This is a genomic window from Bartonella elizabethae F9251 = ATCC 49927, from assembly GCF_000518165.1.
Lineage (GTDB): Bacteria > Pseudomonadota > Alphaproteobacteria > Rhizobiales > Rhizobiaceae > Bartonella > Bartonella elizabethae.
In genome coordinates, this window is record NZ_JADB01000004.1 from 125441 (window position 1) to 145001 (window position 19561).

Annotated in this window: 16 protein-coding genes and 2 tRNA genes; 12 read left to right on the top strand and 6 right to left on the bottom strand. The window is 38.4% G+C overall.

Annotated features, from left to right (window positions below; genetic code table 11):
* Positions 1-27: 27 nt before the first annotated feature.
* Complete coding sequence (locus T429_RS0105630) at positions 28-558, top strand: hypothetical protein (protein ID WP_005773249.1); 531 nt, start codon at positions 28-30, stop codon at positions 556-558.
* A 281-nt stretch (positions 559-839) separates the two neighbouring features.
* Positions 840-2222 carry a DEAD/DEAH box helicase gene (locus tag T429_RS0105635; RefSeq protein ID WP_026500896.1) on the top strand — a complete coding sequence of 461 codons (1383 nt, stop codon included), beginning with the start codon at positions 840-842 and terminating at the stop codon, positions 2220-2222.
* A gap of 1423 nt (positions 2223-3645) precedes the next feature.
* Here T429_RS0105635 and T429_RS0105640 read toward each other — a convergent pair.
* Positions 3646-3720: transfer RNA gene (locus tag T429_RS0105640), tRNA-Asn, on the bottom strand.
* Between the two features lie 187 nt (positions 3721-3907).
* On the opposite strand from T429_RS0105640, the gene T429_RS0105645 reads away from it, so the two are divergent.
* The 6 genes from T429_RS0105645 to T429_RS0105675 all read left to right on the top strand — a co-directional run bounded on the left by T429_RS0105645 (position 3908) and on the right by T429_RS0105675 (position 11356).
* Positions 3908-3981, top strand: a tRNA-Cys gene (locus tag T429_RS0105645).
* A 213-nt stretch (positions 3982-4194) separates the two neighbouring features.
* A complete protein-coding gene (locus tag T429_RS0105650; protein WP_005773251.1) occupies positions 4195-4869 on the top strand; it encodes a protein-L-isoaspartate O-methyltransferase family protein in 675 nt (224 codons plus the stop codon).
* 57 nt (positions 4870-4926) lie between these two features.
* Positions 4927-6228, top strand: a complete 1302-nt coding sequence (locus T429_RS0105655) for a TolC family outer membrane protein (protein ID WP_180376399.1) — start codon at positions 4927-4929, stop codon at positions 6226-6228.
* A 247-nt stretch (positions 6229-6475) separates the two neighbouring features.
* Positions 6476-7042 carry a DUF2497 domain-containing protein gene (locus T429_RS0105660; RefSeq protein WP_005773253.1) on the top strand — a complete coding sequence of 189 codons (567 nt, stop codon included), beginning with the start codon at positions 6476-6478 and terminating at the stop codon, positions 7040-7042.
* 136 nt (positions 7043-7178) lie between these two features.
* Positions 7179-9902 carry a valine--tRNA ligase gene (locus tag T429_RS0105665; RefSeq protein WP_005773254.1) on the top strand — a complete coding sequence of 908 codons (2724 nt, stop codon included), beginning with the start codon at positions 7179-7181 and terminating at the stop codon, positions 9900-9902.
* Positions 9903-10564: 662 nt separating this feature from the next.
* The gene (locus tag T429_RS0105675) at positions 10565-11356 is read left to right on the top strand and encodes a tetratricopeptide repeat protein (RefSeq protein WP_005773256.1); all 792 of its coding nucleotides are present in this window, start codon (positions 10565-10567) and stop codon (positions 11354-11356) included.
* A 103-nt stretch (positions 11357-11459) separates the two neighbouring features.
* On the opposite strand, the gene T429_RS0105680 is transcribed toward T429_RS0105675, so the two are convergent.
* The 5 genes from T429_RS0105680 to xth form a co-directional block, all read right to left on the bottom strand.
* The gene (locus T429_RS0105680; protein WP_005773257.1) at positions 11460-12206 is read right to left on the bottom strand and encodes an amino acid ABC transporter ATP-binding protein; all 747 of its coding nucleotides are present in this window, start codon (positions 12204-12206) and stop codon (positions 11460-11462) included.
* Between the two features lie 11 nt (positions 12207-12217).
* Entirely contained in the window at positions 12218-12934 is a 717-nt protein-coding gene (locus T429_RS0105685) for an amino acid ABC transporter permease (RefSeq protein WP_005773258.1), read from the bottom strand.
* A gap of 2 nt (positions 12935-12936) precedes the next feature.
* Positions 12937-13689, bottom strand: a complete 753-nt coding sequence (locus T429_RS0105690) for an amino acid ABC transporter permease (RefSeq protein ID WP_005773259.1) — start codon at positions 13687-13689, stop codon at positions 12937-12939.
* A gap of 140 nt (positions 13690-13829) precedes the next feature.
* Positions 13830-14735 (bottom strand): transporter substrate-binding domain-containing protein, encoded by a 906-nt coding sequence (locus tag T429_RS0105695; RefSeq protein ID WP_005773260.1) that lies wholly within the window; start codon positions 14733-14735, stop codon positions 13830-13832.
* Positions 14736-14859: 124 nt separating this feature from the next.
* Positions 14860-15642, bottom strand: a complete 783-nt coding sequence (gene xth / locus T429_RS0105700) for an exodeoxyribonuclease III (RefSeq protein WP_005773261.1) — start codon at positions 15640-15642, stop codon at positions 14860-14862.
* A 502-nt stretch (positions 15643-16144) separates the two neighbouring features.
* Between xth and rpsL the strand changes: the two genes are divergently transcribed.
* From rpsL to T429_RS0105720, 4 genes are all read left to right on the top strand, one after another.
* On the top strand, positions 16145-16516 hold the full coding sequence (rpsL, locus tag T429_RS0105705) for a 30S ribosomal protein S12 (protein WP_005773262.1): 372 nt from the start codon (positions 16145-16147) through the stop codon (positions 16514-16516).
* 18 nt (positions 16517-16534) lie between these two features.
* On the top strand, positions 16535-17005 hold the full coding sequence (gene rpsG / locus T429_RS0105710) for a 30S ribosomal protein S7 (protein WP_005773264.1): 471 nt from the start codon (positions 16535-16537) through the stop codon (positions 17003-17005).
* Between the two features lie 24 nt (positions 17006-17029).
* Positions 17030-19114, top strand: a complete 2085-nt coding sequence (gene fusA, locus T429_RS0105715) for an elongation factor G (protein WP_005773265.1) — start codon at positions 17030-17032, stop codon at positions 19112-19114.
* Between the two features lie 63 nt (positions 19115-19177).
* On the top strand, positions 19178-19561 hold a 384-nt coding region (locus tag T429_RS0105720; RefSeq protein ID WP_026500898.1), incomplete at its 3' end, for a GTP-binding protein.

Genomic DNA, 19561 nt, shown 5'->3' on the forward strand with positions numbered 1-19561 from the left:
AATTTTACTAAAACGAGAAGTGTAAAAATGAAATCTATTTTTTATTTTGTGCTGAGTCTCTTTTTCTTCTTGATTGTTCATCAACAGAGTTTAGCATCTCAGCCAACAGCACTCCAAAAAACTGAACTTTCAGGAATAGTTGTTGATGTTAATGCTGCTATAAAAAGTGGCGATTTTTCGCTTATATCTCATTATATGCCGGAGCGACTTTATAAAGAGATGGCACGTCGATTAAATACAACTGAGGATGCTTTACGTGATAATTTTCTTCAACAGCTGCAGAAGCAATTTGAGAACTTGCCTTCTGGTGCTTATTGTTTAGAAAAAGAAAATATTGAGTATTTTCAAACAGATAATGGTACTTTATATGCTTTAATTCCAACGGTCCTTGAGATGAAGGATCGCATCATTCAATATAAAACTTTGGCGATTTTTGATAAAACCCAATGGTATTTAATTTATGGTGGTCAAAAAACTTTACAAAATCCAGTTTTTCTCGAGATTTATCCTGATTTTATCAAGGTACATTTACCAATGGAGACAATCATCAAGAAATAAACGATTTCAATATTTGGGGGGCGTGATAAATGTATTTCGTAAAGTCCTTGCTTTTTTATCATAATCCAAGGATAATAAAAATGAAGGTATTTAAGTTAGTGTATTAGCTTTTGGAAAATTATATGCCTTTGCCTTGATTTCAAGGTGCTCATGGGTTGCGCAGGTCGCTTTTTAAGTGTTGCTTCGTTTAAAATATCAAGGATTTCTCTTGCGCGGATTCTTGAGTGGAGAGTTCAGCTGGTGATTGAGTGAAAGTTGTTCAGCTGAGGGAAGTTTTTATTTTGCCTATAAAAAAAGAAGATGTTTTTAAGAAGTTAGGTTTGCCTACTCTTTTGATTAAAAATTTGCGCATTTCTGGGATGAGTAAACCTAAACCTATACAGGAACAAGCTATTCCAATGATGTTGAAAGGACACGATATTTTAGGGATTGCACAGACAGGTTCTGGAAAAACTTTGGCATTTGGTTTGCCTATTTTAAGTCAAATTTTAACTTTGGGTGACAAACGCTGTCCTAAAACTGCACGTGCTTTGATTTTAGCGCCAACCCGTGAACTTGCTGTTCAGATTGACGAAGCAATTCGCACTGTGGCGAAAGGAGCGCACCTTTCGACGTGTCTTATTTTTGGGGGAGTATCACGTTTAAAACAAATTAAACGTATGGAAGCAGGTGTGGATGTTTTGATAGCCACTCCAGGGCGTTTGAGAGATCTTGTTCGTGAAAAATGTGTTGATCTTTCTCAATCTCGTTTTTTGATTTTGGATGAAGCAGATCGTATGTTGGATATGGGATTTATTCATGATGTTAAGCAAATTGCAAAGCTTTTGCATCAAGAGCGTCAGACAGCACTTTTTTCTGCAACAATGCCAAAAGAAATTGCTGCGCTCGCAAAGTGTTTACTCAATGATCCTGTGAAGATTGAAGTTGTTCCTCAAGGCACTACAGCTGTAGAGATTGCCCAGAAATTATATTGTGTTCCTACGAGTGAAAAAAAGAATGTTTTAAGTAAACTTTTGACAAATCCAGCTTTTAATTCGGTTATTGTTTTTACGCGAACGAAACATGGGGCTGATGCTGTCACACGTCATTTAGCAAAGATAGGCTATTTAGTTACAACAATTCATGGGAATAAATCACAAGGTGCTCGCCAATCTGCTTTAAAAGCTTTTCGGGAAAGATCGGTCCAGATCCTTGTTGCAACAGATATTGCGGCACGCGGTATTGATATACCAGGGATAAGCCACGTTATTAATTATGATTTACCAGATGAAGCTGAAAGTTATGTGCATCGTATTGGTCGTACAGGACGCAATGGTGCATGTGGTGAAGCACTGACGCTTTTTGATGAAAAAATAGAAAGGGCTCGGTTGCGTGCCATAGAGCGCTTGATTCGTATGAAATTGGTGTCTGAATCTGTTCCAGAACAATTTGCAGCATTCCCAGAAAAGCCAAATGTGTCAAAAAGTGAAGAAAGAGAAAATAATAAAGAACGCCGTTTAAAAAAATCTAAACGTCAGAAACGGTTTTTAGGTCAAAAAGATGATGCTGCACAGTTACAGCGGAAGAATTCTTCTTCTCCAAATGAGAGGCATAAAAAAGCAAAAGCAGCGGCAAAGCGTGCAAAGGCTTTTCGTTTTCGCAAGTCAGTCAAGAAGGCGGCTTAAATAAAATCTTGAAAAGAAATTATGTCTTGAGAGTTTTTTTACTTTTATCGATTTCTTTTCAATTAAAAAGAGACATACAACATTCTTGCTAAAACAAGAGAGGTATTCAAAGGTTTTTATTTCTAAAAAATAAAAACCTTTGAATGTTTCGACTGATTTAAAAATCTTTTGAAAAAAAGTTTTATTGTAGAGATGATTATTCATTTGCTTTATTCCCATTTTTAAAAATAGGGATAAAGATCAATTTTTTTATATAAAAGATGCATTTTATCGTTCATGATAACTTTTAATTTAACAATTTTGTTATCTCATAATAACTGATTGTTTTATATATTAAATAATCTCCCTCTATTGTAAAATTCTCTCATTTTGAATCTGTTTATATTGATCCCTTAAAATTATTTGTTTGCATGTTACAAACGAGATTGCTGTATGGATGAAAAATTTAAGAAATCAATAAAATGATTCTTATAACCTATTGCAAAAAAGGAATATTTTTAACATTGAGTGTGAGAAAATAGCATGAAGGTATGGCTTTTATTGTAGGCCAAAGATGTTGCTCATCAATGGATTTTATTTTAACCATTTACGAAAGCCATTGTAAAAAGGCTTGGGGGATTTAGGGATGTCTCTTTAAATATGGTGTAGATGCACAATACAATGGAGACAATGAAGAAAGTACCCATGATTTGTTGAAGGTTTTCACGGGATTCTCATCAACTTAGATTGCTATATTGTTTGTGCTGTAAAACACTCTCGTTTAGGGACGTTATATAAAGCCCATAACACTTTTACGCGCTTAGTGTTTTTATGACAGTATAATAAATATTCACGGCAAGGCTGTTTGTAGAGTTTATGAAGTGATTAAGTAGGAGAAACCTGTGAGAGTAAGAAGCTGGACTTTATTACAGACTTTTCGGTTGGGAGTTTCTTCAAGGTAGGGAGGAAGTATGAGGTGTAGGGAGATAATATAAATGATTTTGATTGTGTTTTCCCGTTTTTCAAAATGATTGCTTCAAGAGCAGATTTTTGAGTTTAATTGTTTTATTGAGTAAAAATCATTTTTGGATTGGAAAACAAAGTTTATACGAAATCTTTTTCATTACTGGTGGTGTTTAATAATTTTTTCTCATGAAAGAAATCATCATTTGTAATGTGCAAAAAATTATGGTGTTTTTTGATAGAGATGCGGTGGTTTGAAAAAAGTAATTATTTCAAATTAACCAATAAGAAAAATACTTGTACAACAGTTTTCTCTTTAAAATGAGTTAATCATTTTCGCGTTCATTGCAAAAAATACATCCCGTAGGACATTGCATTTCTACTTTATTGCAAAAATCCTCTTTCCTAACTTTTATTAACAAATCTTTCATGTTTAAAAAGTGTTAGAAAAAACAATAAACTATATGGGATAAAAAAGAAGTGGCTCCCCGGGCCGGATTCGAACCAGCGACCAACCGGTTAACAGCCGGTTGCTCTACCGCTGAGCTACCGGGGAACAATGCTCAACCATTTAGCTGAAGAGGCTATAGCAAAGCAATACTGATTTGCAAAGGATAAAATTACTTTTTTTAAAAAAAATATGATAAATTGTGTGAGTTAAGAGGAAAAAAGGCGAGAGAAGGTTTCTACACCTTGACGGATGCTTTACCTTCCCTTATTGAGACCTTTATATTTGTTGATGAGGCCTTGTGGCGGAATGGTTACGCAGAGGACTGCAAATCCTTGTATCCCGGTTCGATTCCGGGCGAGGCCTCCAGCCGATTTTAAATGGAGCGGCTTTTAGGGGAGGTATAAGAAAAGAGATTATTTCCCTATACAGTTGTAAAGATATTTTTTTATGAGAGATTGTCCTATTAGAATCGAGTTGTTGACTGTCGTATCTTTTTTGTAACACCTATAGTTTAAGAGATCTTAGTCCCTCATTTTTGCTGTTTTGTGTATTTTTGTAGGTTAGGAGAAAATATTCGTTATGGTTGCAGATTTTGCTGAGCTTCGTCGCAAAATGGTTGACAATCAAATTCGTACAGTCGATGTAACGGATTTATCAGTTCTTGAAGCATTTTTAACGATATCTCGTGAAGATTTTGTATCGGAAGATATGAAAGCATTGAGCTATCTTGATACCGATATTGTTTTATGTCCAGCGCGAGATGAGGTTTCTGCGCGTTATTTGATGAAGCCTGCATCTCTTGCAAAATTATTACAGCTTGCTGCTGTAAAATCGTCAGATATTGTTTTAGATATTGGTGCAAATAGTGGTTATTGTGCAGCCTTGCTTTCAAAACTTGCAGGGTCTGTGATTGCGTTGGAAAGTAATCAGTCTCTTTTTGAACATGCTCTTGAAGCTTTGGAACGTAATCAATGTGATAATGTGGTTGTCATTCATGGTCCCTTAGAGCAGGGATACGCTGTTGAAGGGCCTTATGATGTGATTTTTATAGAGGGATCTGTTGATTTTATTCCACAAGGTATCTTTGATCAAATGAAAGACAGTGGACGTCTTGTTGTGGTTGAAGGGGATGGAAATGCTGCTGTAGCACGAATCTACATAAAAGAAGATGGAATCATTTCTCCTCGTCGCGCTTTTAATCTCGCTGTAAAGCCTCTTCCTTGTTTTTTAAAAACACCTGATTTTGTATTTTAGTGCTTGTTCGTTTTATGAATAAAAGATAATTTTGTCATTTATTTGGGGTTTGTTATTGTGTGTATTGTGTTTAAATTAAGCAAGAAGTTTCAGGCGTGTTTTTTATTGGTGTTGAGTCTTTTACTCTCAGAGACTGTTTGTGCTGAAACATTGATGGATGCCTTTTCGAAAGCTTATAAATACAACGCTAAGTTGAATAGTGAACGGGCGGCTGTCCGTATAGCCAGTGATGACGTTGTCATTGCGCGATCGGGGTTATTACCACAAGTTGAAGGGGTTGGAAGCTATGGGCGGAATAAGTCTTTTACAGGTCCTTATGTTACTTCTGGATCTATAGGTGTGAGATTAAATCAAAGATTATTTGACGGTTTTATCACGCAAAATATGTTTTCTTCAGCTCAAGTTAAGCTGCAAGCTCAACGGGAATATCTTCGTAATGCAGAACAAAATACCTTTCTGGAAACTGTGACAGCTTATGCGAATGTCTATCAAGCCCGTCGTGTTGCTGATCTTCGGAGAGAGAATTTAGCAGCTCTTGAAGAGCAAGTTCGTTCTAATAAAGCAAAATTTGATGTGGGTGAGGGAGGGCGTGTTGATCTGGCTCAAGCTCAAGCAGCACGTTCTGTGGCTATTTCAGAATTGAGTCTTGCTCGTGCTAATGTAAAAGCAGCAGAGGCAGTTTATCGACAAATTATTGGTTCTGATCCTGAAAAGTTAAAACGTCCGCCCATCGCTACAGATTTTCCCGTCAATCTTGATACGGCTTACCAAATGAGTGTTGTGATGCATCCAGCAATCCTTTATGCTCAATATCTAGTTGATGCGAGTGGTTACAATGTAAAGGCGAAAGAAGGAGCATTGCTCCCTAAAGTTGATTTTTCTGCAACAGCATCTTATAATCGGATTTACAGCGGTGCAGGAGAGGATGGCGTTTCTAAATCGATAGGATTGTCTGTGAGTGTTCCGATCTTTGAAGGGGGGCGTACGTCTGCCCAGATTCGCCAATCGAAGGAGCAACTTGGACAGGCGCAGCTTCAACTCGATTTGGCCCATAGTAATACGAGACAAGCCCTTACTTCTGCCTGGTTCCAGTTGGAAGGTGCACGCGCATCTGTTATTGCTTATCGTGAAAGTGTTCGTGCTGCTGAAGTTGCTCTTAAAGGTCGTGTTCAAGAAAATCGTGTAGGTCAGGCAACAACATTAGATGTTTTAAATTCTCGTACTCAATTGATTAATGCTCAAATTGCGCTTGCAATGGCAGAGCGTAATGCTGTTGTGGCAAGCTATAGTGTTCAATCATCTATTGGTAAATTGACAGCAAATTATCTCGGCTTAAAAACAATTCAATATATTCGATAGCGCATAAAAATAGTCCCTTTGATTTCAAATCATTTTAGTTTTTAAAAAATTGGTTAATCCGTCGTTGGATATGTCGAAAAATCGAGCAGTAATATGTTCTTTTAAAGTGCAGAAAGTTGTGTGTAGCGCCCTCTTTATGACAAGCATATTTGAGAATATCACAAGAGGCATGTTGATCTTATGATTCTTTTGCATACACTGAAAATATGATTCTATTTGTTGTTGCGTCTTTGAGAGGTTGTAAAGTATGGTACAGAGTTCAAGCGTGTTACGTGAGCCAAGCATGGATGAAATTTTGACATCTATTCGTGAAATAATCGAAGAAAATGCGGTTCAATCTGATCACTTTTTAAATGAAGATGTTGCAGTAAATGCTTCGGAAGATCATTCAGAAATTGCATCAGAAGGTATTTATGATACAACCCTATCGGTTGATGATGCTATGAAAGCTTTAGCTGATCGCATTGGCCTTTCTACTGAAAATCAAGGGGGAAGGATAGCACAAGAGAAAGAGGATACAGCGTTAGAAAGTAATACAGTTGGTATGGATGTGCAAAAGATGAAGCTTTCTTCTGAAGAACGGAATTCTGTTTATAAAGCAAAAGAATATGAAGATGAGATCAGGAAGTCGCAATCAGAAACTGGAAAGGCTGGTCGTGTGGAATTATCTGCGTATTGTATTTCTTCTGCAGAAAAAATTGCAAAGGATGTGTTGCGTCCGGCAATAGCAGAGTGGTTGCAGTCTAAATTGCCTGTTTTGCTGGAGGATATTTTACGTGAAGAGATTGTGAAGGCGGTGAAAAAATCGTCTTAATTATTTTTATATTTTTCATTTTATGAGAATTTTATTTGAGGTTTTGCGGGCTCTCTAGTGAGGGGTGGGGTTTGCGGGATTTTGATCGGGGTTTGATCATATATTGTGTTTTTCAGCGGCGTTATGGATGGATAGAATGTTAGAAAAAAACTATGATGCTGCTTCCATAGAGCAACGGGTTGCAAAGAGATGGGAGACTCGTGGAGCTTTTAAAGCGGGAGCGGGTTCTAAAAGTGGTGCAGAACCTTTTTGCGTTATGCTTCCACCGCCTAATGTTACAGGCTCACTTCATATGGGGCATGCGCTCAATACGACAATTCAAGATATAATGGTTAGATTTCAGCGGATGCGTGGCAAAAATGTTTTGTGGCAGCCTGGTATGGATCATGCTGGGATTGCTACACAAATGGTTGTAGAGCGTCAACTTGCAGAACGCCAAGAGCCAACGCGTCAAGAAATGGGAAGAGAAAAGTTTATTGAGCGTATTTGGGAATGGCGTCATGAAACGGGAGGCATTATTGCAAACCAATTGCGCCGCCTTGGCGTTTCATGTGATTGGTCGCGTGAACGCTTTACAATGGATGAGGGGTTGTCGCAGGCTGTTCTTGAAGTCTTTGTCACGCTTTATAAACAAGGATTGATATATAGAGATAAGCGCCTCGTCAATTGGGACCCTAAGTTGTTAACGGCTATTTCGGATCTTGAAGTTGAGCAAAAAGAAGTTCAAGGACATTTGTGGCACTTTAGATATCCACTTGAGGGTAAAATTTTTGATCCAAATGATGCGACAACTTTTATAATAGTGGCGACAACACGACCAGAAACAATGCTTGGGGATACAGGAATTGCCGTTAATCCTGAAGATGAGCGTTATAAAAATCTTATCGGTAAAAATGCTCTTTTGCCACTTGTTGGTCGTAGGTTATTGATTGTTGGTGATACACATGCTGATCCTGAAGCAGGAAGTGGTGCGGTAAAAATCACACCAGCCCATGACTTTAATGATTTTGAAGTAGGACAGCGTAATGATTTACGTTTAATTAATATTTTTACCCAAAATGCCCAGATTTTTCTCCGTGAGAATGAAGCGTTTTTTGATGGTTTGCTTTTATCAGATGAATTAAAAATGTTAGTAGAAAGTCTTGATAAAGCTGATCGTTTTGTTGCCCGCCAAAAGATTATTTCTTTGATGGAAGAACGAGGGTATTTAGCTTCTGTTGATAATCATTCCCATATGGTTCCTCATGGAGATCGCAGTGGTGTGCCTATTGAACCTTTTTTGACAGATCAATGGTATGTTCATGCTGCTGAGTTAGCAAAGCCCGCGATAGAAGCTGTTCAACAAGGAAAAACGAAGTTTGTTCCTGATAATTGGAAAAAAACCTACTTCAATTGGATGCAAAATATTCAGCCTTGGTGCATTTCTCGCCAATTATGGTGGGGACATCAGATTCCTGCTTGGTATGGTCCTGATGGAACAGTTTTTGTTGAAAAAAGTGAAAAAGAGGCTTTAGATTCCGCTTTTTCTCATTATGGTGAGATGGTTGATTTAACCCGTGATCCGGATGTTTTAGATACTTGGTTTTCATCAGCTCTTTGGCCTTTTTCAACATTAGGATGGCCCGATAAAACGACTGAATTATCTACTTTTTATCCAACATCTTTATCCGTGACAGGATTTGATATTATTTTTTTCTGGGTTGCTCGTATGATGATGATGGGACTGCACTTTATGGGTGAAGTTCCTTTCCCAACGGTTTATGTGCACGCTCTTGTCCGAGATCAAAAGGGTGCAAAGATGTCAAAATCAAAGGGAAATATTATTGATCCCTTAGAGCTTATTGATCAGTATAGCGCTGATGCTCTTCGTTTTACTTTGGCTATTATGGCAGCGCAAGGTCGTGATGTAAAACTTGATACTTCCCGCATTGCTGGTTATCGTAATTTTGCTACGAAGTTGTGGAATGCAACTCGGTTTGCACAGATGAATGGTGTAAAACATGATCCTGCTTTTAAGCCAGAACAAGCAAAACTCGCGCTTAATCGTTGGATTTTAACAGAGCTCTCTAAAACGATTTCAACAGTGACGACGGGTATTGAACACTATAAGTTTAATGAGGCGGCAGCTGCACTTTATCGTTTCATTTGGAATACATTCTGCGATTGGTATTTAGAACTTCTTAAACCTATCTTTCAGGGTGAAAATGAAGAGGCTAAAAATGAGGCTCAAGCTTGTACTGCTTGGGTTTTAGATGAAGTCTATAAACTTCTTCATCCTTTTATGCCACATATGACAGAAGAGTTGTGGTCTCTTACAGAAACGCAAGAGATCAAGCGTGAAGATATGCTCGCATTGACAAAATGGCCAGAGGCAACATTGATCGATGAAGAGGCTGCTGCTGATATTAATTGGCTTATTGATGTGGTCACAGGGATTCGGTCTGTACGTTTTGAAATGAATGTTCCAGCGGCTACACGAGCACCTCTTGTCGTTGTCGAAGCAGGAAAAGTAACGCGAGAGCGTGTGCAGCGTTATGATGCACTTCTTAAAAAGTTGGCGCGTATTGAAGTCATTGATTTCTCTGATAAAGTTCCAGAAGTATCGGCACAAATGATTTTGGGAGAGGCTGTTTTTTGTTTGCCCTTAGGACAGTTGATTGATTTGGAGGCTGAGCGTGTTCGTTTGAGGAAGGAGGCCCGTAAAATTGAACAAGATATTGAAAAAATATCGCTTAAATTAAATAATCCAAAATTTATAACAAATGCAAAAGCAGAAATTGTTGAAAGTGAACAAAATAGGGTTGTGGAACTGCGTGCTGCGCAAAAGAAGATATCTATTGCTTTAGAGCGGTTGGGTTGATTGTCACTTTTTTAATGGATGATTTTATAGAATTACGGCTGGTATCGATTTTTTTTAAGAAAAACTTTTCTTTTTTCTTCTTTCGCGAATGCGATTATGAAATCTTTGTGGCGAGTCAACGTTTTTGTGCTTATCATGAAAGAGACATCTCTTAAGGCACTCAAAGCTCATTTAGCGCCGGCACTCATGAATGGTATAACGGTAAAGCTATTGAACCTCCTCAACTTTACGCTTGTGAAGTAACGAGTCAGTGCCATTGCACACACTTTGGTCAGCGCCCAATATTGCGCGAAATAGTCTTTGGAATTTGTGACAGTTCATAAGAGGTGTTTTAAATCCTCTTTTAAGCTCATCTGCAAATCCCACGCATCGTTTATGAACAAGTGATTTTAATTACTTCAATATAAAAGGGGGAAGGAAGATTCCTGTATTGGAGGGTGTTATTCAAATTGAAATTGATGATTTATCTTTATAAATCAATTGATTGTATATGAAAATAAATGTTTAATTTTATTGAATACTTTTGATAATTTTCATTTATTGGTCTTTTCTTTTAAAAATTTTACTTTAGAATTTCTCGTATTTCTTACGAAGAAGAAACTTTTAAAGATCTACAAAGAAATTTAAACAGATCGAAAAATTAACATTAAGAGAGGGGGAAAATGATCAATCGATTTCAGATATGGAAGAAAGCTACGATTATTGTGACGTTAGGGGGATTTTTTTCGATTGTTTATGTCATAGATGTTAATAGCTTGCAGGAAGTGCATGATGGTTCTTTTTATTTTTTGAAACGTGGCATGTCTGCTTATAAAAATGGGCAGATAAATCGGGCTATTTCAGCGCTACGTTGTGCCGCTCAGAGGGGACATATTGGTGCGAATTGGAAACTTGGCTCTATCTACGCAAACGGTGATGGTGTCCCTAAAGATGATTACAAGGCCTATCATTTTTTTGCATATATCGTTGAAAGAGGTGCTGATCTTGGTTCAGAGGATGAAAGTTATGTTTCTGATGCATTGGTTAAACTTGCGGGATATATAAAAAAAGGTATTCCTCAATCACCTGTGAAACCTAATCTCTCTTATGCGACTCGTCTTTATATGCAGGCTGCGGTGAACTATGGAAATTCTAAAGCTCAGTATCATTTAGGAAAAATATTTTTAAAGGGAGAGGGAAGGGAGAGGAATCTTATACAAGCAGCACGGTGGTTTCAACTTTCAGCAAAAAAAGGAAATCCTTCTGCCCAAGCTATGCTTGGAAATATGCTGCTTCAAGAAGGAGAAATCATTCGCGGTACGGCAATGTTAACTGCAGCCTATGAAAAAGCTAACACAGAAGACAGAAATTGGATTCGCCCTTTGCAAGAGCAGGCTTTTGTTCTTTGTAATGAATTTGAAAGACGTACAGCAATTTCACTGGTTGCGGATATTTTAAAAAATAAGAACTTTTAACTATCTGCTTATAATATTTTTTACATCTTCTTATCTGTTATTAAACTTTATGATTTTATATCCAAGTTTATAGTAAAGAGAGCTTTTTGCGATGCTATAACGGCTAATGACTTAGGATTTTAGACAAAAATTCTTGCGTTCTTGGTGTTCTTTCTTGCGGATTAGAAAAGAACTCTTGAGATGAACAGTCTTCAAGAATTGTTCCTTGATCCATGAAAATAACACGCCCAGAGACTTTTTGCGCAAAACCCATTTCATGCGTTACACACATCATTGTCATCCCTTCTTCGGCTAAGCTGATCATGACATCGAGTACTTCACCTACCATTTCAGGATCTAAAGCAGAGGTTGGTTCATCAAAGAGCATGACGAGTGGGTCCATCGTTAAAGCACGGGCAATAGCAACACGTTGCTGCTGTCCTCCGGAAAGTTGACCCGGATATTTGTCTTTATGCTCAATGAGTCCAACACGCTCAAGATATAACAAACCCCGTTCAAGTGCTTCTTTTTTGCTTCGTTTTAGGACTTTAATTTGTGCAATTGTCAAATTTTCTGTGACCGATAAATGGGGAAAAAGTTCGAAGTGCTGAAAGACCATTCCTACGTGGCTGCGTAATTTAGGCAGATTCGTTTTCTTTGAATGAACTGGTGTTCCATTAATCCAAATTTCGCCTTTTTGAAAAGGGACGAGAGCGTTAATCGTTTTAATGAGTGTTGACTTTCCTGAGCCTGATGGTCCACAAACTACAACCACTTCTCCTTTGTTAATATTGGTTGTACAATTTTTAAGAACGTTAATTTCGCCATACCAATTAGAAACATTTTTTATTTCGATCATATGTGTAGACATTTTTTTTCCTGTTAGCGAATAATGGATACTTTTTTTTGTAAATATAAAACAATTTGTGACAGTGTAAAACAGATCACAAAATAGAAAATAGCTGCTAAAATATACGCTTCTTGTTTTACGCCAAAATTATTAGCAGCAATATCAAAACCATTCAAAAGGCTATGACCACTGATGGCGTACACAAGGGTTGTATCCTGAAAAAGGATAATGACTTGTGTTAAAAAGACAGGAAGCATATCTCTAAAGGCTTGAGGAAGAATGACAATGTACATACTTTGCCAGTAGGTCATCCCAAGAGCTTGCCCCGCGTATTTTTGTCCTTGCGGAACCGAATTGATACCAGCACGCATAATTTCAGCAAAATAAGCCGTTTCAAATGCGGTAAAGGTAATGAGTGCTGATTTATTGGCACCGATGGATGTCCCCGTTAAAAAAGGCAGAAGTACAAAAAACCATAAGATAACCATCACAAGTGGTATTGAACGCATTGCTGTTATGTAAACGATTGCAACCCAAGAAAGAAGTTTTATGGAAGAAAGGCGCATCATTGCTAAAAGCGTACCGAAAACAAATCCCAATACCGTTGCAAAAAGCGTTAGAAAAACGCTAAAAAGTAAACCCGATAAAATGTAAGAACGAAATACATCAAAGGTAAAAAAGGAAAAATCAAAGTCGGAAAAATTGAAAGGGAAATAAAGTCCAAACTGAGAGCTTATGAAATTTATCATATTCAATTTCCCTTTGTTTGAAAATTAGGAATTTTAAGCATCTGTTCAATGATTGTCATTACAATGAATACGCATAAGGCTATAAAAATATAAAGAATCGTAACAAGCAAATAGTTTTCGTAAACATGACTTATCTCTTCAATTGCTTGGTATTGAAATTGCATGAGTTCATTGATTGAAACAGCGAATGCTATAGATGAATTCTTCACAATGCCCATTGCTTCTGAAGTAAGCGGTGGCATAATTGCACGGATAGCACGCGGTAATATAATATAGCGATAACTTTGATAAGTTGTAAACCCCATTGCCATGGCAGCATAACGTTGTCCTGATGGAATCGCTTCAATGCCTGAACGAACCTGTTCTGCAATGCGTGCCGATGTAAAGAATCCCAATGCGCATGTTATTAAGAGAATGGGGGAAAATTTTATCGCTGGTGGATAAATCTTAGGAACAACAAAATACCATAAAAATACCTGTACAAGGAGGGGAATGTTACGCATAATTTCTACCCAAATAGCACCGATCGTGCGCAATATGCAATTGATGATGGATGTTTTAGGTAAAGTGCGCATTGTTCCTATAATAATGCCACAAAATATAGCTAATATAAGTGAAGTGATGGACAATATAACCGTATTTTTAAAGCCATCAAGAAGTGTATCTAAATAGGTATGACTTACGCTGGGAGTGCCCAAGCATCCTGCTACCAGTGTTTGAGTAAGGTCATCTCTACAAAGGAAAGAAAAGTCCATTAATTGATATTCCCTCAAATTAGTCATTCACAAATAGAACGATAAATCAAGCGTATTTACATAAGCAGAATTTATTAAAAAGTGAACTAAAATGTAAACCACACTCAATTTTTAAAGAGTGTGGTCTTTCTTTTTAAATTCTATAAATCTTTTTCTGTGTAGCTTTCGCGAGGCTTATTGTTTGGGTGATCCCAAGCATATCTTGTCTGTTTTGATAAGGGAAGGTTCATAACAGTATTAGCAGGTGGGATTGGTTTCATAAACCACTTATCATAAAGCTTTTCAAGTGATTCGTCTTTAATCTGACGTAGGATACTATCGTTGATTGCTTGTTCAAGTTTTGTGTCATGTAATCTTAGCATACAGGCGATAGGTTCGACTGAAAGTACGGTGTCAAGAATGACATAATCCGATGGATTTTTTGATTTTGCAATATGTCCAGCGAGAATTGAACCATCCATAACAAAAGCATCAGCGCGACCCGATTCGAGTAATAAGAAACTATCTGCGTGATCTTTTCCTTTGACGACTTTAAAGTGAATGTTTTTTGCGCGTTTGTTTTTACGAATAAGTTGAACAGATGTCGTACCGGTGGTCGTTGCAACTGTTTTTCCATTTAAATCATCAAGAGATTTAATGTTAGAGTTTTTCTTTACAGCAATCCGGACCTCTTCAACATATGTCGTATAAGCAAATGCTGCTTCTTTGCTGCGAGCAATATCATTCGTTGTTGAGCCGCACTCAAAATCATAGGTCTTATTTTTTAAGAGAGGAATTCTATTTTGAGACGTGATGGGAAGATAATGGATTTTAATCGGTTTACCAATTTTTTTTGAGATATCATCAATGATACGTTCTGCCATTTCTGTATGAAAGCCTACATATTTATTATTACCAAGGGCGTAGGCCAAACCAGATGATTCACGAACACCTAAAGTGATTTCCCCTGTTTGCTTTATTTTTTCAAGCGTATCATTTTCAGCATGTGCGACGCTTGTAAGCCCAATGGCTACTGCAGCAATAAACATTAACAATGATTTCTTCATTTATGTCCTCCATACATTGATTTTTATTTTAGTTACTTAAGATATACTGCTTGCACGGTGTAGCATAGTTATTCTTCTGAGTGGAATTTTTTTTATTGTCGCATGAAATGAGGGCTATACTTTCTTAATTGATATTAAGATGAATCCAAACAGGAACATGGTCGGATGGCTTTTTGTATCCCCTTACTTCTGTTTGACTATAAGCGCAAATAAGGTGATCAACTGCTTCTGGCGATAAGAGTAAATGATCAATGCGAATCCCATTATTTTTAGGCCACGCTCCAGCTTGGAAATCCCAAAAACTAAAGGAGGGCGTATCGGTGACATTCCGGATAGCATCGTAAAGGCCTAAATGAAGAATACGTTGGAATGCTTTTCTTGTTTTTTGAAGAAATAAAGCATCTTGATTCCATTCTTGAGGTTTTTTTGCATCGAGTGGGGTGGGAATGACATTATAATCACCGGCTAGAACAAGGGGCTCTTCATATGCGAGCAATGATTTCGCATGTGCATATAATCTTTCCATCCATTCCATCTTATAGGGATATTTTTCACTCTCAATAGGATTTCCATTTGGCAAATAGAGCGATGCAACGCGAATAATGCCTTTATTTGTTGAATAAACAGCTTCAATATAACGTGCTTGTTCATCATTATTATTGCCAGGTAGTCGACGGATCACTTCATCTGGTGTTTTTTTAGAAAGAATTGCGACGCCATTAAAACTTTTTTGTCCATGTGTTTCTATATGGTAACCTAGGTTTTCAATTGCATCACGTGGAAAATTATCATCAATAATTTTAATTTCCTGTAGACAGACTATATCTGGCTGATTTTGCTGTAGCCATTGATATAATGTTTCGTGTCGTGCTTTTATTCCGGCAATATTCCACGTTGCTATTTTCATGGTGCTCATCATTCGATATCAAATATGCAATTTAATTTTCTGCGTTAATATTTTATCGCAGTCACGTTATTGTTTTTTATTTATAGGGCGATATTACTATGGTAAATTGATTTATCAAGAGATCCAATAAAAGCAAAAAAGGCAAATTTAAAGTTTTAAAATTTAATTTATTTTCATTTTTGAAAACTTTCTGCTGTTTAGTTCTTGACGAATGTTTGTGTTCTCGCTATTAGACACCAACATAACCGATGTGGAAATGATCTTTTGTTTTGAATATAACCCAAAAGATCGTTCAGACGGGTGTTAATAAAGATTAAAAGCAAATGCTAGTGCAAAAGGCTATTGCCTTCTCTGCTTGTGATTGGGTAGACTGTTTTTAGCAGCTGTGCCCGATTTTGTGTGTAGAATAATACATCTATACCAATTTTGTTGGAGTAGGTGGAGTTAAAATAGAAAAGCCCGATTGGGTGAGACGAATGTAAATCGAAAAGAGGAAGGTTGCATGCCTACCGTAAACCAGTTGATTCGCAAGCCACGTGTGGCGCCAGTTAAACGTAATAAGGTTCCTGCTCTGCAGTCGAATCCTCAGAAGCGTGGTGTTTGTACGCGTGTTTACACAACGACGCCGAAGAAACCTAATTCGGCTCTTCGTAAAGTTGCTAAAATTCGCTTGACGAATGGATTTGAGGTAATTGGTTATATTCCTGGAGAGGGACATAACCTTCAAGAGCACTCTGTTGTGATGATCCGTGGTGGTCGTGTAAAAGATTTGCCAGGGGTTCGTTATCACATTATTCGTGGTTTGCTTGATACCCAAGGTGTTAAGAATCGTAAACAGCGTCGTTCAAAGTATGGCGCAAAGCGTCCAAAGTAATATTGAGAGACAAAGCCGATGTCCCGTCGTCATAGAGCAGAAAAGCGTGAAATTAATCCAGATCCTAAATTTGGTGATTTGGTTATTACAAAATTTATGAATGCCATTATGTTTGATGGTAAAAAGTCAGTTGCAGAGCGTATTGTTTATGGTGCGCTTGATTCTGTAGAGAAAAAAGTAAAAACAGATCCAGTAGATCTCTTTCATCGGGCTTTAGAGAATGTTGCTCCTCATATTGAGGTTCGTTCTCGTCGTGTGGGGGGGGCTACTTATCAGGTTCCGATTGATGTTCGTCCTGATCGTCGTCAGGCTCTTGCTATTCGTTGGTTGATTTCGGCGGCGCGTGGGCGGAATGAGACGACGATGATTGAGCGTTTATCTGGTGAACTCATGGATGCAGCTAATAATCGCGGTTCTGCCGTGAAGAAGCGTGAAGATGTTCATCGTATGGCTGAGGCTAACCGTGCATTCTCGCATTATCGCTGGTAGAAGTTTTAAACTAAGGCAAATATAATGGCTCGCGAATATAAAATTGAAGATTATCGTAATTTTGGTATTATGGCGCATATTGATGCCGGTAAGACTACGATGACTGAACGTATTCTGTTCTATACGGGTAAGAATCATAAAATCGGTGAGACCCATGATGGTGCTTCTACGATGGATTGGATGGAGCAGGAGCAAGAACGCGGCATTACCATCACATCTGCTGCTACGACGACGTTTTGGGAAGGGCGTGATGGTCGTAAGCGGCGCTTTAATATCATTGATACGCCAGGGCACGTTGATTTTACTATTGAGGTTGAGCGTTCTTTGCGTGTTCTTGATGGGGCGATAGCGTTATTGGATGCGAATGCTGGTGTGGAACCTCAAACAGAGACTGTTTGGCGGCAAGCTGAGAAATATCGTGTTCCACGCATGGTTTTTGTTAATAAAATGGATAAGATAGGTGCTGATTTCTATCGCAGTGTAGAAATGGTTGGTTCTCGGTTGGGGGCTAAAGCACTTGTTTTGCAGTTGCCAATTGGTGCTGAAAATGACTTTGAAGGTGTTGTTGATCTCGTTGAGATGAAGGCTTTAAAGTGGGATGGTTCTATTGGTGCCTCAGCAGTGATAAGTGAAATTCCTTCTGACTTAAAGGAAAAGGCTGAGGAATATCGCGAAAAACTCATTGAAATGGCTGTGGAGGTTGATGAGGCTGCTATGGAGGCTTATTTGGAAGGTGTTATGCCGACCAACGAGCAGCTTGTTGCTCTCATTCGTAAGGGAACCGTAGAGGTTCAGTTTCATCCTGTTCTTTGTGGTACGGCTTTTAAAAACAAGGGTGTGCAGCCGCTTTTGGATGCTGTCGTTTCTTATCTTCCTTCTCCGGTTGATATTCCGGCGATTAAAGGTATTGATGTGAAGACTGAATCTGAGACGACACGCGAATCTTCTGATGAAGCTCCGCTCTCTATGCTTGCTTTTAAAATTATGAATGATCCTTTTGTTGGTTCGTTGACTTTCTGTCGTATTTACTCTGGTAAAGTTCATAAAGGTATTTCTCTTGAGAATACTGTGAAGAAGAAGAAAGAGCGTTTAGGGCGTATGCTTCAAATGCATTCAAATTCTCGTGAGGATATTGAAGAGGCATTTGCTGGTGATATTGTTGCTCTTGCTGGTCTTAAGGAAACAACAACTGGTGATACGCTTTGTGATCCTTTAAAGCCTGTTATTTTGGAGCGGATGGAATTTCCAGAACCTGTTATTGAGATTGCAATTGAGCCAAAAACAAAAGCAGATCAGGAGAAAATGGGTATTGCTCTTAATCGTTTGGCAGCAGAAGATCCTTCATTTCGTGTTAAGTCGGATGAGGAGTCAGGTCAGACTATTATCGCTGGAATGGGTGAGCTTCATCTTGATATTATTGTTGATCGTATGCGACGTGAATTTAAGGTTGAAGCAAATGTTGGGCAGCCTCAGGTTGCTTATCGTGAGTCAATTACTAAAATGGCGGAAATTGACTATACCCATAAGAAACAATCGGGTGGTGCTGGTCAATTTGCTCGTGTAAAGATTGTTTTTGAGCCTCATGAGGGTGATGATTTTATTTTCGAATCGAAGATAGTTGGTGGTGCTGTTCCTAAAGAATATATTCCCGGTGTTCAAAAGGGGATTGAAAGTGTTATGGGGTCAGGTCCTCTTGCCGGATTTCCTATGCTTGGTGTAAAGGCAACACTCATTGACGGTGGTTATCACGATGTTGATTCTTCTGTGTTGGCTTTTGAGATTGCTGCTCGTGCTGCTTTTCGTGATGGAGCAAAGAAGGCTGGTGCACAGCTTCTTGAGCCGATCATGAAGGTGGAAGTTGTTACACCAGATGATTATGTTGGTGATGTTATTGGTGATCTCAATTCTCGTCGGGGGCAAATTTCAGGAACTGAAGCGCGTGGTATTGCAACGGTTGTGAATGCGATGGTTCCTTTGGCGAATATGTTTGGTTATGTGAATACCCTTCGCTCTATGAGTCAGGGGCGTGCGCAGTATACAATGCAGTTTGATCATTACGAGCCTGTTCCTTCAGCTGTTGCTTTGGAGATTCAAAAGAAATACGCGTAAATTCAGGTTGGTAAATTAATTTTTAACTTAGTCCTTGGCTTGGACGGAAAATGGAGAGCCCAAATGGCGAAGAGCAAATTTGAACGAACAAAACCGCATGTTAATATTGGTACGATTGGTCACGTTGATCATGGGAAGACTTCATTGACAGCAGCGATTACGAAATTTTTTGGTGAGTTTAAAGCATACGACCAAATTGATGCAGCACCAGAAGAGCGTGCGCGTGGTATTACCATTTCTACAGCCCACGTTGAGTATGAAACGGAAAGCCGTCACTATGCGCACGTTGACTGTCCTGGACACGCAGATTATGTTAAAAACATGATCACAGGTGCAGCACAGATGGATGGAGCCATTTTGGTTGTTTCTGCAGCTGATGGTCCGATGCCACAGACCCGTGAGCATATTTTGCTTGCTCGTCAGGTTGGCGTTCCAGCGATTGTTGTT

Coding starts and splice junctions, on each gene's coding strand:
- fusA (WP_005773265.1), top strand. CDS start 17,030: ATGGCTCGCGAATATAAAATTGAAGATTATCGTAATTTTGGTATTATG.
- T429_RS0105690 (WP_005773259.1), bottom strand. CDS start 13,689: ATGGACTTTTCTTTCCTTTGTAGAGATGACCTTACTCAAACACTGGTA.
- T429_RS0105660 (WP_005773253.1), top strand. CDS start 6,476: ATGGTACAGAGTTCAAGCGTGTTACGTGAGCCAAGCATGGATGAAATT.
- T429_RS0105685 (WP_005773258.1), bottom strand. CDS start 12,934: ATGATAAATTTCATAAGCTCTCAGTTTGGACTTTATTTCCCTTTCAAT.
- T429_RS0105650 (WP_005773251.1), top strand. CDS start 4,195: ATGGTTGCAGATTTTGCTGAGCTTCGTCGCAAAATGGTTGACAATCAA.
- xth (WP_005773261.1), bottom strand. CDS start 15,642: ATGAAAATAGCAACGTGGAATATTGCCGGAATAAAAGCACGACACGAA.
- T429_RS0105695 (WP_005773260.1), bottom strand. CDS start 14,735: ATGAAGAAATCATTGTTAATGTTTATTGCTGCAGTAGCCATTGGGCTT.
- T429_RS0105680 (WP_005773257.1), bottom strand. CDS start 12,206: ATGTCTACACATATGATCGAAATAAAAAATGTTTCTAATTGGTATGGC.
- rpsG (WP_005773264.1), top strand. CDS start 16,535: ATGTCCCGTCGTCATAGAGCAGAAAAGCGTGAAATTAATCCAGATCCT.
- T429_RS0105665 (WP_005773254.1), top strand. CDS start 7,179: ATGTTAGAAAAAAACTATGATGCTGCTTCCATAGAGCAACGGGTTGCA.
- T429_RS0105630 (WP_005773249.1), top strand. CDS start 28: ATGAAATCTATTTTTTATTTTGTGCTGAGTCTCTTTTTCTTCTTGATT.
- T429_RS0105675 (WP_005773256.1), top strand. CDS start 10,565: ATGATCAATCGATTTCAGATATGGAAGAAAGCTACGATTATTGTGACG.
- rpsL (WP_005773262.1), top strand. CDS start 16,145: ATGCCTACCGTAAACCAGTTGATTCGCAAGCCACGTGTGGCGCCAGTT.